The organism is Bacteroides sp. GM023 (assembly GCF_014750685.1).
Lineage (GTDB): Bacteria > Bacteroidota > Bacteroidia > Bacteroidales > Bacteroidaceae > Bacteroides.
The window spans coordinates 94,960-108,851 of the sequence record NZ_JAAXGE010000009.1; the positions used below are offsets into that span (position 1 = coordinate 94,960).

10 protein-coding genes are annotated in these 13,892 nt (G+C 40.3%); 1 reads left to right on the forward strand and 9 read right to left on the reverse strand.

The features are described from left to right. Window positions 1-26: 26 nt before the first annotated feature. The 9 genes from HC965_RS18620 to HC965_RS18660 all read right to left on the reverse strand — a co-directional run bounded on the left by HC965_RS18620 (window position 27) and on the right by HC965_RS18660 (window position 12,602). Window positions 27-1,679 carry a flotillin family protein gene (locus HC965_RS18620; RefSeq protein ID WP_191032859.1) on the reverse strand — a complete coding sequence of 551 codons (1,653 nt, stop codon included), beginning with the start codon at window positions 1,677-1,679 and terminating at the stop codon, window positions 27-29. Window positions 1,680-1,701: 22 nt separating this feature from the next. After that, complete coding sequence (locus HC965_RS18625; RefSeq protein WP_191032860.1) at window positions 1,702-2,199, reverse strand: hypothetical protein; 498 nt, start codon at window positions 2,197-2,199, stop codon at window positions 1,702-1,704. Between the two features lie 254 nt (window positions 2,200-2,453). Further along, window positions 2,454-2,717, reverse strand: coding sequence for a hypothetical protein (locus HC965_RS18630; protein ID WP_191032861.1), 264 nt, complete (start codon window positions 2,715-2,717; stop codon window positions 2,454-2,456). A gap of 14 nt (window positions 2,718-2,731) precedes the next feature. Further along, window positions 2,732-5,704, reverse strand: coding sequence for a fimbrial protein (locus HC965_RS18635; RefSeq protein WP_191032862.1), 2,973 nt, complete (start codon window positions 5,702-5,704; stop codon window positions 2,732-2,734). An 18-nt stretch (window positions 5,705-5,722) separates the two neighbouring features. Beyond that, complete coding sequence (locus HC965_RS18640; protein WP_191032863.1) at window positions 5,723-6,778, reverse strand: FimB/Mfa2 family fimbrial subunit; 1,056 nt, start codon at window positions 6,776-6,778, stop codon at window positions 5,723-5,725. 13 nt (window positions 6,779-6,791) lie between these two features. After that, the gene (locus HC965_RS18645; protein WP_191032864.1) at window positions 6,792-7,907 is read right to left on the reverse strand and encodes a FimB/Mfa2 family fimbrial subunit; all 1,116 of its coding nucleotides are present in this window, start codon (window positions 7,905-7,907) and stop codon (window positions 6,792-6,794) included. Window positions 7,908-8,021: 114 nt separating this feature from the next. Beyond that, a complete protein-coding gene (locus tag HC965_RS18650) occupies window positions 8,022-9,311 on the reverse strand; it encodes a fimbria major subunit (protein ID WP_191032865.1) in 1,290 nt (429 codons plus the stop codon). Between the two features lie 1,260 nt (window positions 9,312-10,571). Next, a complete protein-coding gene (locus HC965_RS18655) occupies window positions 10,572-12,020 on the reverse strand; it encodes a DUF3868 domain-containing protein (protein ID WP_191032866.1) in 1,449 nt (482 codons plus the stop codon). 12 nt (window positions 12,021-12,032) lie between these two features. Next, the gene (locus HC965_RS18660; RefSeq protein WP_191032867.1) at window positions 12,033-12,602 is read right to left on the reverse strand and encodes a DUF3575 domain-containing protein; all 570 of its coding nucleotides are present in this window, start codon (window positions 12,600-12,602) and stop codon (window positions 12,033-12,035) included. 482 nt (window positions 12,603-13,084) lie between these two features. Between HC965_RS18660 and HC965_RS18665 the strand changes: the two genes are divergently transcribed. Continuing rightward, window positions 13,085-13,723: a DUF5033 domain-containing protein gene (locus HC965_RS18665; protein ID WP_191032868.1), complete on the forward strand. Its 639-nt coding sequence runs from the start codon at window positions 13,085-13,087 to the stop codon at window positions 13,721-13,723. Window positions 13,724-13,892 lie beyond the last annotated feature (169 nt).

Here is a 13,892-nt window from a genome sequence, read left to right on the forward strand (position 1 = left end):
TCAGCGCACATTATGTCGGAACAGAATTATTTCTTATCCTTTTTCTCTTCTGCTTTTGTTGCAGGTTTCTCTTCCGTTTTGCTTTCCGGATTCATGATACCTTTCACGGTTTCACCGATAGGCAATTTATCCAGTACGCCAAGGCTAGGAGCTACCGTTTTTACTAATGAGCTGAGGAAGTTGCTTGTACCGCCGTTTCCACCATCGAATACAGTGATATTTCCTAAGTTCATGTGTTCGAACGCCTTCACCTGTTCGCCGGCAATTTCCTTCCACTGGTCTACCATCTTGTATTGGATAGCGATGGCCGGATTCGATTCGGCTGCCCTTACCATAGCTTCGAAACCCTCTGCTTCGGCAAGCAGTGAACGCTTCTTACCTTCCGCTTCGGCTTCCAACTTCATCTGAATAGCTTTTGCTTCTGCTTGTGCTTGTGCCAAAGTAGCTTTTGCACGGGCTTCCGCTTCACGGGTAATCTTTTCTGCAATAGCATTTGCCTGAAGAATAGCTTCCTGTCTTGCTATTTCGGCAGGAACAATCTTTTCTGCTTTCAGTGAAGATTCAACTTTGCGGGCTTTAGCTTCTTCCACTTCTTTTTGAGCAGTTTCGCGGGCAGTCTGTACGGCAGCTTCTGATTTTGCGGCAGCTTCACCGGCTTGTTTGTCGGCGTTGGCTTGCGTCACGGCCAGTTCGGCATTGGACAAGGCTACTTCTTTCTGTGCATCATTTCGTCCGATGGCAGCTTTTTTGGAAGCTTCCGCCTGTTTGATTTCCATGTCGGAATTCAGTTCGGCAACGCGGCTTTCCTTTTCGGTATTTGCCTGCTCGATGCGGATATTCTTTTCGGCTTCGGCTTTTGCTACTTGCGATTCTTTTTCAGCATTGGCTATGGCTACTTGCGAGATTCTGTCTTTGTCGGCATTCGCAACGGAGATTTCCTGTTGTTTCTTAGTCTCTGCGATAGCAATATCCTGGTCTTTACGGGTTTCCGCTACTTTCGTTTCACGTTCCTTGATCTGATTCGCAATTTTGATAGCACCCAGCTTTTCTTGTTCTTCGATGTTTGCCTGTGCTTCGTTCAATGCTTTACTTTCGGCTTCCTTACCTAAGTTGACGATATAGTTGGCGGCATCGCGAATATCACTGATATTGATGTTCATCAGATACAAACCGAACTTGCGGAGTTCCGTATCGATGTTGTCTTTTACTTTAGAGAGGAATTTGTCGCGGTCGGAATTCAATTCCTCAATAGTCATGTCGGCAATAACCAGACGCATCTGACCGTAGACTACGTCCGTAATCAGGTTTTGCTTGTCGTCTATAGTCAGTCCGAGCATACGTTCGGCGGCATTTTGCATTACATCCGCATCCGTACTGATAGCTACGGTAATGGTAGTTGGTACGTCAACACGAATATTCTGTGCGGATAGTGCGCCTGTCAGTTTGCAGTCTATCTGCATTGGTTTCATGGAAAGGAATTCATAGCCTTGTATAATCGGCCATACAAAAGCAGCTCCACCGTGATATAATTTCGCAGATTTCTTTTCTCCTCCTGTCTTACCATATACAACGAGTACTTCGTCACTCTTACATTTGCGGTAACGGGATAAGATACCGATAAAGGTGAGCAGGATAACCGCCACTAATATAGCGGCCATAATTAGCATTTCTTGTGTCATAGAATTGTGTAAATTTGAATAGTTATTGAATATATAATGTTCCGTCCTGATATCTGGTGATAACAGTGCAGTCCCCGGTTTGATATGTTTTTTCCGATTCGGAGATTACGTCTATTTCGCGCATGGCTCCATCCCGGCTTACCTGTACGGTATATTTGTTGTCGCTTTGCTTGAAGTAGATGGTACATTCGCGCCCCACGAGTTCGTTGGTCGCTTCGGAACGGTTCACCTGTTGCAGTTGATAGGCTTTCTTATACAGAAACCAAACGGCGAAGACAAAGAAGAGTCCAATCAGGATAGCGATGATATAGCTTTGTATCTCCGTGTTGTTTGCCAGATACATATACCAGCCGAAGCCGATACCGAAATGGGTGAGTCCTTTGAACGAGACTACACTGCTGATGTCAGCATCCACGTCTACATCTGCATCCATATCTCCGAAAAAGATTGATAGAATAAACTGAATCGCAAAAATGCCTGTCGTGACAAGGGCAATAATGAGGAAAATAGTACTGCTCATAATTTTGTACTGTTAGTGAATCATAGGTATTGTTCTCCAAATATACAGGTTTGTGCGGATAATACAAAGAGATATGGGATAATTTTGTACGGGTATATAGAATCTTGTCCATGCAAAAAATCCCCACCCACTCAATGCTACCTTCACAGGCGGCGTTTGAGTGGGGTGAGGAACACAAACAAAACAAACAATATTTTTATAATGCTAATCCAAGTAAATGGATTATGGGGCCCGTACGCTTACGGATTTTTTTCTTAAATGTTATTAGGACAATCAAGTACAAGAGTTGAATCTTCGCATAACATGATTGAGCATTTGTCCAGAATGTTCAGGTCGATTTCGACTTTCATATGACCACAGACGTCATGTATCTTGTTCTTGAAGTCTGCAAAGCCTTTCACGAAGTTTTCGATTCGTTTGGCTGAGCGTTCAAAAGCATACCAATGTCCGTTCTCCTCAAACAGATAGGCTTGTCGCGTATCTGATGCTTCTAGTTGCAGAATGTCTTTCGTTTTCATGGTATAATATTTTTTTATTCTATTTCTACGTCGCGTACACAACGTATTTTAAATTTCGCTGTTTTATCCACCTTATTTGATAAGTACAAATTCCTGTTTGCGCAAAAGAACCGTTCTCCTCCTTCATAATTCCAATAAGTACGGGCAAGAGTGTTGTTGGTGTTATCTTTATTTTGAATGTACATCAACATCATTTCCCGTTGATTAGGTGCTCTCCAAAGTCCCCGGTCACTTTTGTCAGCCTTTTCGGAATAATTTTTGCAGAGACTGCGGTCGCCGTCAGTGGTCAAATAATTTATATTATTGGCTGTTTTATACCAGTATGAGCGCATGACTACGTCCCAGGTAGTTAAAGTAAATGAATTATCACCATCACGTACTGTTGTTCCGCCTATTCTGTTGCTTGCCGGAGAATGAGGATTCGCCGACATCTGGAATGCTTTGTATGGTTTGTTGCCATCTTCAAAATTATGATGAATGGCTATTTCACCTATTCTGATTCGTCCACGTATGTTTAAGTCTGTTAATCGAGACATCTTGAAGATGTTGTTTGCCGTAATGGTTTCATCTCCGGATGTTGTATATACTTTTACCCGCGTTCCTGTTGACTTGTATTCATACGCTTGTTGTGGGAGATCCTTCGTTTTATCGACTGTTGTTTGCTTTGTTGTCTTGTCTATTCCCAAATTACGTACGCATCTGAAGTTCCTCGGTAATTTTGCGTTATTAACCGAGTAATCACCTACTGAAGCGCCTTCTTCCGACCAGATCCGTTTTTTGTCACTGGTGACATAATGATAATTCTCCCTATCATCATACACGAACGTAATGTTATCCGCATCAAATAACGGAGAAGGCAGACTCTTTGCTCCCAAATACATACCCATCAATTGTTCACTGCTGGGCACATACCATTTTACTTCATTCAATGAAATCGTTCCGTCTCCGTTTTCATCGCGATTGCGGGATAAACAACGTGCTAAAGCGATTGCATCGTTTCGGGTTGCAAATGTGCTCATCTTTTGATCCCAACTGGTAACGTTTACGTAAGTATTCCAAGAGGTTTTCTTGCGTAGGTATTCCCAGGTATTCCACAAACCGTTTGCGGCAGAAAGATCACTGACTTCCGGGCTTCCCCATGTGGCTGCCCCCGTTTCGTTGCTGTGTTCCATTCCTAAGGCTGTGGTGGACTCTGTACTGTAATAGGTTTGTATGGAACGCTGTGTCAACATATACTTGGCGCTGGCATAACTGCTGTTACCATCCGGGCTATACGTAGGAGAATATACTAACATCACATAACGATTGTCCGCATTGGCGAAGTGCCGCCAATAGGTTTTAGCGTCACTGCCCCAGTTTTGCCCTTTGGGTGCTTCTGTATAATAGTATTCATCTACAAATACTGTATAGTAATATAGCTTGTCCTTCGTTTTATCTGATGAGGCGTCCTTATTGTAACGTTCCTGTACGCTATTTGAAAGTCCGAATAAATCAATGACGTTATTTTTCTTGTATGTCTCTAATTGAGTTGCGCTATTGCTCGCATTTGATATGAAGTGAATCCAATGATAGTCTTGTTTGGCAGGGCTATTTGCATTATCGGGTGTACTTTTGTCCGTTACCTCTCCGAAAGGGGTTCTTACTACGAATTTTAATCCCGTACCTCCGGTCTTTTCGTCTACCACATTGTTGTAGCTGAATCCCATAACAAAATAATTGTAGTGTGCATCCAGGACACGGACATCCGAATCAGCGTCGATGACGTTTCCTTCTGCGCCCGGACGATTTTCAGTCTGTTCCAATACTTCAACCACAATATCTTCTACATCATTGATTGTCATTTCGTAGGTGTATTTCGTATTCCGTTTACTCGTGAAGTTGGCAGGATTGTCAATGCCTCCCCCAAGATGGATTCTATAAGTTACGGTAGCTACCCGCTTGCCGGCATTATTGTCGTCACGCTTGATTTCCAATTCACCTTTAATTTCCACAAACGTGGCATGCGGTTCTGAATATTTGTATATACCCGTGTTTGTCCCGTCCTGGTTTTTAATTTCGGCTTCTCGCTTGGCGTATTCTTTTATTTTCTCCTCGTTCGACATTCCGCTGACATTCCGGCTTATGGAACTGCCCTCGTATTCTTTTGCATTCTTGATGTTCTCCGTCATATAGAAGTCGAAAGTACGGAAAGATTTGTTCGATTCGTTTTCAGTGCCGAATCCTGTAGATACCTTACTGTTTCCATAATCGCTTTTTTCATTGAAACTGCTTGTAGTTTGCTCGATTATTTTTGATTTCAACGGTACTTCCTTAACCTGCCAACTAGTAGGAACGAAACTTAGAACTTTGGGACCTGTTGATATTTTAAATTTGATATGTGAATCCAGGCGTGTAAGTTCTATCTTTCCGCTTGATATAGTTCCTCCCTCTTCGGGAATAACACAATATCCCTCCGGTTTCACCTCCGATTCATTTGTCCGCCTGAATGCGCCACTCATGACCAGACTGCCTTGTACGCGTTCTATATTGGCTTCGGATATACTACAGTATACCTTAAATAAATCGTCGATATTACTAACTTGGTCCAATTGGCTTCGTATTGCACTTAATTCGTTGGTTTCTACATTGGCTACGGCATAAATACGGCATACTCCGCTGGAGGTCTTCAAATTCAACGTACCTTCTCCCTTGTTTTCCAGTGTACTAATGATTTCATCCGTCGAGTAGAACTTGCCGGTTTTCAGATTTCCGCTCGTAGCGTCGAATACCAGTACATAAAGGTCATTTATGCGACTTTCTTCTTTTTCGGGAAGTGCGCGGGATGTTATTTTATCCATTCCGGGGATGGATAAACCGAGGTTGATTTCTACGGGAATACCCTCTTTGACATGAGTAGGAGTATATATGTCATCATCTGCACACGCATTGCAAAATATGCAGGCGAATGTTATATATAAGAATTTTAATATATTGTTTTGCTTTTTCATCAGGCTTTCCTCCTTATATTAATTGAATGGCGGGACGATTACTGTTTCAGTATCCCATGCAAGTACTTCATATGCCAATTCACAATCAAATTCGGTTTTTACACTTACGATATTGAATATATATATATAATTGCGAAGAACATCATAGGGCATATTATTTTCTACGAATGGCAGTGTATAAGTCTTGCTGTAGCTTCCATTTATTGTCGCTGTTATGGTCAGATAGATTTTCTTGCTGTCATCAACTCCTATGTTTTTATGCTCTGGAATGTAAAAGCGGTCTGCAAAATTGTTTCCTTCAGCACCAGACAGAGGACCGGAAGTCAGCGCTTTGGTGGAACACGTGGCATCCGCCGGGACAGACGGTTGGCCGTCTGCCACTGCCGGGATGGGAGCACAATATCCTTTTGTATTATAATTTTCCAATTTGATTTCCGTTATTTCAAAACCTTTCAGCCCATTGCCGTCATTGACAGTTACGTTCACTTTGGCAATTGCACGTCTCAATGCCACTTCTCCGACATTATAACCTCCTTCTGTGATTGGTAGTGTGACACTGCTCACTCCCCACATCGGGATATTTTCCGTCCAATTATTGCTTGCATATGTATAGGTCAGTTGTTGGTACAAGTCGTTCTTGCTACTGATGCCTTTGTTCAGACTGATATTGGTGACATCTTTGCTTTTTGCGTTGGCGATGACAACAAATTCCATCTTACCCTTGCTTGCGTAAGTCTCTGATAGTCTTCCCTCTATACGTCGGGTTGTTGAACCGTCTGTACCGCTTATCAGTATATTTTGTACTTCTTCAATGAATCGGTCATTAAAGAAGGTGTAGATTTGCACGTCATTAATCTTTCGTTCTCCTTCCAGCCCACCGGTTTCACCGATGATGCCGCGTGTGTCAGTAGTCGGAAAGGAAAGTATGAGATTTACTTTGCCGCCTTTTATAAGAGCCGGGTTATTCTCGTCGCTGTTGTCCGAACGATCATCCATAACTCCGTCTGTGACACACGAAGTTGCTATCATGCAAAGGATAGCCAGCAAGTAATATGTCAATTTAGAGTATTTCATCGTTTTGTTTATTTTAGAGTTCAATTTCGTTAAGATGGATGATCCAATCGTTCACGTCAATTACGGTATTGATTAATGCCAGGTTTTCGTCTACAAAAACGATGATACCATAATTATCTTCACGGTCCAAGTATTCTTGGAGAGTGTAATTTCGATCTTTGTATTTTTCTAACTGAAGCAATTCAAAATAAGTGACTAGATTATCGCATTTGAATAATGTTTCGTTGGTGATGGTGTTTTTAATGACCAATTGCGGTGTCTTGTCTTTTATTAACCTGCCGACATTTAGTTCACTGACAATTGCGGGGTACTCTTTAGCGCCTTCACCTTCGGCGCTGAAAGCTCTGGATTTGACATTCTCTTCATTGATAACGATAGGCTTATAAGTGAGAAGATTGTCATCCAGCAGGCTATTGTCATAGTTCATATATCCATTGTCATCATAGATCACGCAGCCGAATGACTTCTTGGTCAATGCTCTTGTGACCGGACCGCCTGATTCGTTTTTCTGTGCGATGATGATTCGGATGCTATTGGTGTTTTTTACCAGGTTTACTGTTGTAATCTGTTCTCTTCCATTGATGGTAGTAACGCTACGGGTATTGGTGGCGTTTTGTTTGACTTCTCCGTGCCATAGTGAGTGAAGACTTTGCTCCACTAAGTATTTCCCTTTTTCTTCTTCTTCGGGAGATGTACGGACCTGAGCCGCTTCTCTACGCAGAGTTTTTACTTTTAGTTCTTCAAGTTTGGATTGCTCCGGAAATAAAACTGGAATAGCAAATGATTCGTCATTTAATCCCGCCCATGCAATGAGATGATATTGGGTGGGGTCGATGTCTAAATCCATGGCATAAATTTCATTTCCCAACATTTCTCCTTCATCCGTTTTCTGGTATACCAGATTGTTTTTATCATCAAAAGCATAGAGTGTGACGGTTCTCACTTGTTTGGCAAAAGCGTCTACTTCGTCCATATTATAGTCATACTTGAACTTCACACGATATTTGATACTGCAATCGCCATCGTCGTATCCCAAAACGGAGTCGCAGGATGCGATTGCACTAGCCAATATGGTGAGCAACAATGCCTTGCTTGCCTTTTTTTGTATGGTCGTCAGTATTCCTTTCATCTTTTTTCGTTTTATGCTTTTGAGAAGTTGATGTTTTGTTTGAAGTGATGTTCGTAGATGGAAAAATCGGGAGAGGAGACTTCTTCTCTCCCGATTTTATGCTTTTAGATATTGTTAGAGTCCGATATTATTCTTGTGAATTGTCCAAGGCATAATATTTGCTTTCACTGTCAACTTGGTCGGATCAGTTGCCGGCGGAGGTACTTCACCCGGCCAGCCTAAATCTGCAATCTTTGTAACTGTAAGCTGATACCAATTGTTGCGAACGATTGTACAACCTTTACCCACATGCTGAATCGGAGCTTCGTAATAACATATACCGTCTGTGTATTTCACTATACCATTGTTTTTGAGGTAATCTGCGTCTCCTTCTTTCTCGCTAAGACCAGAGAAGTCTGCTCTCATCTCTGCCCAAGTTTTATAGACCGTTTTTACTTCTTCATTATTGTTATTGTAATAGCTCTTTACGTAGAAGGTTCCAGCCTGTGTAGGAACCTCGCCTACCATATAATATACTTGCCCTTTGTACTGTACATTGGTAGCGGAAGCTTTTGCAGCATCCCAATCTCCACCAACTTTATTTTCAAGACAGTAGGTGATAGAGTTAGTAATCCATTCATAATTACCTGTAGAGTACGCCTGTAAATAAGGGGATTGGCCTTTCCAACTAGATGTTTGTGACAATACGTAAGAGTCCTTTATTAAATTGGAATATGAATGTCCAATGATAGCTACTGCCAACGTTTCTTTGTTACCATCTACATTTACGGTTGGGTCCGATAGACTGAATTTAGTGTCATCTGTCTTTTCTTCCAGTTTAGCGCATACACGATTCACTTCTATAGTTTCTTCATTGGTGTCAACGCCTGCAAGAATATTTACACCTGTTTCCACTCCGCTCATGAGAAAGTTATTTTCCTTGGCAATACCTGTTGTCAGAAAAGTGTTAAGTGGCAATACCTGGTTTCCGATGAGCAAATTTTCTAAACTGCCAGTGTTTGATGCAATAGCTGCATTTAACGCTTCCGACGGATTAATAAATACAGTAATTTTCACATTACTACCGGAGGCTACTTCAAACTTAGGAGTACTAGCTATTAAAACCTTATCTCCGTCCGGCGTTCCGTTTAAAGTCAAGTTGTTTTTGACAATACGTTTATTGTCACCATAATCTAATACGATTGTAGCAGTTGTGATGCTTGACTCTGCTTTAGTTCCTTCATCCTTACCACCGTCTGTAACACTGGATGCTCTGGTTATAGCCGATGTAGAGAAACTGATTCTCATATTGGCTTGTTCACCGGTTGGGGGTTGAATACTGTTATCTACGAATTCTTCGCTGTTGCTACAAGCTGTCATGGCAGCTACTACCAAACCTGCTAATAATAAATTTTTGATTTTCATTTTTTTTGTTTTAATGTGTGATGCAATATTTTTTCTTGAGTGATGTATATACCTATTATATATACAACATAATTTGTTTTGTTTTCCCTTTTGAAAGGGAAGTTGAGGTTCATCGAAAGTGATGAGAGGACATTTGTTCTGGTTTTAAAATCAGTAACATCATATCTTTTTGGTTGGAAGCCCTTATACTATATAAGGAAGAGAGTCTTCCGGAAAGTGGTGGAGTTTTTACTTCTTATAGGCAATGTTTGTTTTTTTGTTTATTACTCTATTATGTTATGTTTTGTTTCTTTTATTTCAGTGAGATTTTAGTGAGTTCCGTATCTCTTACTGACACTGCAAAATTATGCAAGAAAAGCATAACCAGTGGTTGGCATTCTCTTCAATATTCAAGGTGATTTTTGCAATCTTTTATATTTGATTTTGGTAGTGGGTATTTCATTCATTTCTGAATGATATTACAGGTGGAATGATTATTTTACCTATTTTTGTCTTTGATTTACCCTTGTTCTTAAGGTGGATGGATATGGGAGAAGTATATTCAGTCTTCGTATAATTCTGTATATACAGCCGTATTGGGAGAAATTGAGAAAAATAGTGGTATATTTAATCAGTAAATAATGAGAGTTGATAGCAGAACTGGAATAAAACAGTATTTGAAAAGAACTAATTCATTTCTGTACGGGAATGAATTAAACGTATCGGTATGAATAGTTCCTGCATATTCCTATTTATTATATGGGTTGCAATTAATTTCCAATTATACATAAATTTAATCGTCTGACTATAGTTTCTTTTTCGTCTGACTATAGTTAGACGAAAGTTCAACTATAGTCAGACGAAAGAAGCACTATAGTCAGACGATTAGAGTTGTGCATAGCATGTATTAGTTTTCGGTGAATAAAGAACTAATATTTACTATGAATAATTTTATTCGTCTGACAGCTGTTGTCTTTGCGTCTGACAGCTGTTAAACTTTCGTCTGACAGTTGTTGTCTTTGCGTCTGACAGATGTCAGACGAATAAAATTATGTATGACTGGAGCTAATTGTAATCTATATAATAAATAGGAATATACAAGAACTATTCATACCGATATGTTTAATTCAAAACAGTACAAGGATGAATGAAAGTTTGTTTTAACTACTGATTCGGATGAATGTGTTGAACTTGATATAAAAAGAAAACGCACGACCTTCGCAGGCGGTGCGTTTGATACCATTTTAAGGGAAATGGTTTTGGGGGTATATTGTTAGTTTTCTAGTTTGCAGGATAGTTTTTCTTTTTCTTTAATTCTATAAGATTCATATCCGCTTGTGTTTTGAGTCCGGCAGCTTTTGCTGCATCAAAGTACTTTTTTGCAGCTTGCATATCACCTTCTATCAGCGCAATGACTCCTAAATTATTAATAGTCTCTGCCGCTTTTGGATCGGCTTTGGCCAAATGCTTTTTGGCATTTGTCAAATCACCACCTTTTTGAATTTCCATAGCAGCAGCATTCAGATTGGCGATCGGGTCATCCGGGAACATGACGGCAGCTACCTGGAAAGCATGGTTGAATTCTTCACTTCCCGGCTTATAACTTTGTGCTACAAGATAAATCTCCTGTAAACTCAGTAACTGCGGACGTTTTTTGATAATTTCTTTCGACTCTTCAAGATTAAAACCGCGTACAGTGTAATTTACTACATAGTCGGAGTGGCGTAATGCCGGATAGCATTCGGACAATAGGTATTGATAAGCCTGTACGCCGATTAGTTTGGCAATGTTGTGTTCTTTAATATCAATATTCACTTTCTGATTATCCATCATGCGAAGTATCTCTTCTTTTTTATCCATTGAAGAAGATTCTACGAATTTGCGGAAACCGTCCCAATCTTCCGGTGTATATTCTGAAGAAATAAGATTGTGGTCGAAATTATAATAACTGGTCACATAATCAACAAGTGCTTGAGTACGCCCTTTGGCTAGATGCGTGTTGTTGGCATATCCTCCTTCGGGAGAAGCATAACCATGTATTTTGATTCCGGTTAATTGAGTATTCTTATCATTACGTACCGTGTCGATGCTTGCCCGTATTCTAGCCAGTTCTGCCGAGTTACGACGATATTCCGGATAAATAATCGTTTTGTTTACCGGGAAGTCCAAAAAGGCACTGCCTTCTACGGCACGGTGTTTCACTCCTTCAGCCTTCGGGGTGATGTAAGCTATTGCCGGATGTAATTTTAATAACTCAATATTCAGCTTAGTAATCATTTCACCGCTACTTTCTTCTACTACATCGCAACAGCCACACATATCCACATTCAGTTTCAAGTCAGCCTGACGCATCCAGGCTTCATAAGGTAATTGTATTAAATAGTCGATTTTTTGATTTTCGTGTCGTTTGTGACGGATGATAGTGTATGTACCTTCAGGATTTTGATGATTTCGCTGGTTTATGAGTTGGCGTTTACGTCCATATATCACAATGGCTGGCAACACTTTTGTTTTTCCTTGTGATTCGAGGAATGGAGTCAGGGTGGCAACATTGTTGGAGGCTAACTTTAGATTCTCCTGCAAAATGAGCTCCATACGAATGGTCAGGCGATTGTCGTCACTGCGTGTGATGGACTCGTTGTCTACACGTATCTGGCTTCTGTAAAGAGTCTGCGCTTTCCCACCCAGTACGGGGAGCAGGCAGAAGAGTATATATAGTATCTTTTTCATATTTGTTTTGTTTTAGAATAAATAAATCAGACTAACGGCAGCTTTGGTAGGACCTACATAGTTTTTGTGTCCTTCATCTGTTTTTTCGCCACAAGTCTTACATTCATATTGTTTGTACTTGACACGGGCGTAACCCACGCCTATGTTTCCTTCCAGATTCCAGTGTCTGCCCAGAATCCACTGATATCCATAGGATACGCCAAAGCCATAGAAATGACCTTTGAAACGATGTTCCTTTAATTCAGGCCAAATGCCCCAAGGCATGTCAATGGCAGAAGCCTGGTAAACACCTCCATGAAGATGCGCGCCAACAAAATGACCATTGAACTTGTCGCAGAACCAATAACGAAGTTCCGGCTGAAAAGCCAGCATCTTCATCATTTTTGGGTCTTTGTACTTCCATGGATTGTAATTGGCATACAGTTCTAAAGTTAGCTTCTTACTCAAGCCTACTTCGGCTCCAAGATTAATGATTTTCAACGCGTCCATTACAACATTCGTTTTAACTCCGACAACCTGACTATATAATAAGGTGGAAGTGAAAAATGTAACAAACAGGAATAAGATTCTTTTCTTTTTCATTATTACGATGGGTTTTGTTTGTTGATGTGCAAATGTAGGGATATTCTTAATTGGCCTTAAATGGCATATTCATCTTTCTTCGGATTGCTTTCAGTGGAAATTAATAATGGGGTGGCTATTTCTTTTATAAGGAGGTGGTATATTAATCTTTTTGCGACATAGGTGTTTTTATCGTCATGGGTGAATGATTTACCGGTGATGTGTTTTTAATACTTGCAGAATCTATTTATCTACTTGTATGTGTTGTGTTTTGTTCATTAAAGAATGGTAAAATGTTCATTTTGAGGGCAAAAAAGTTTTTCTTTTTGAATAAAATACCTATGTTTGCCCAGTTGAACAAAACAACAGCGAACAAGCAATAGTAAAAGTAGGAATCTCCTCCTGAGGAACGCAAACGAACAACAATGTATGTCTAACGTCGAATTGCTAAACAGAACAACAATTCGCAAACATTTTAAACAAACAAATTAGGAGGAAATATTATGAAATCTATTCATCTCTTTTTCGTATCAATGATTACATTAGCTTTCATGGCATGTACTAATGCTGAAAGTGATAGTTTTGAAGATAATGCTTCAAACTTTGAATCCATGAAGTCTTTATATGGTATTGAATCTGCTGCATATGATGATGCGCCGGTAAGTGAAGTTCCTTCTGTGACAACAGAAGAAATGGGAAGTGTATTGGAGGCACTCCGTAAAAATACCACAGGCGTCCAGAATTGTAAAGTGGAAGATGCTGAAGGATATTATGGAACTGATGGCGACAAAAGGACGGTGATGATGACTGCCGAATATCAGGCCCGTACACGAAGCGGTGCTCTCCTGGAAAATTTTGCATTATGTGTCTCTTTGAAATTTAATGTGGATGAGGGTGCATTATATTATGCAGGTACCAGCTATGATTGTGTAACAGACCTGTTCACTTGGAAAGGATATGGAGCTTCACTGACAACGGCTGCCGGTGGTGGCACCTCATTCAAATCCACTTCTTTTCTTTATTTCCGCGTGAGTGATCAAGATAATTGCCTTGTAAAAGTTTCAGTTACTTTTAAAGGAAACTATGATTTTGCAGCTAACCGAGGTACGTATCATTTTATTCTCTCTAAGGTTGCCCAATAATTCAGCTTGCTATTTATTAAATAGATATTAAAGTATTATATACAAAGATGATTTTGTTATAGCACGATAACAGAGTCAATAAGTGAGGAACCAAACAGCAAACAATTTGTAATTAGTAGGTTAGGGGTTGGGGAATAAATGTGCGAGACTGGTTGTAATGAGGAATTCT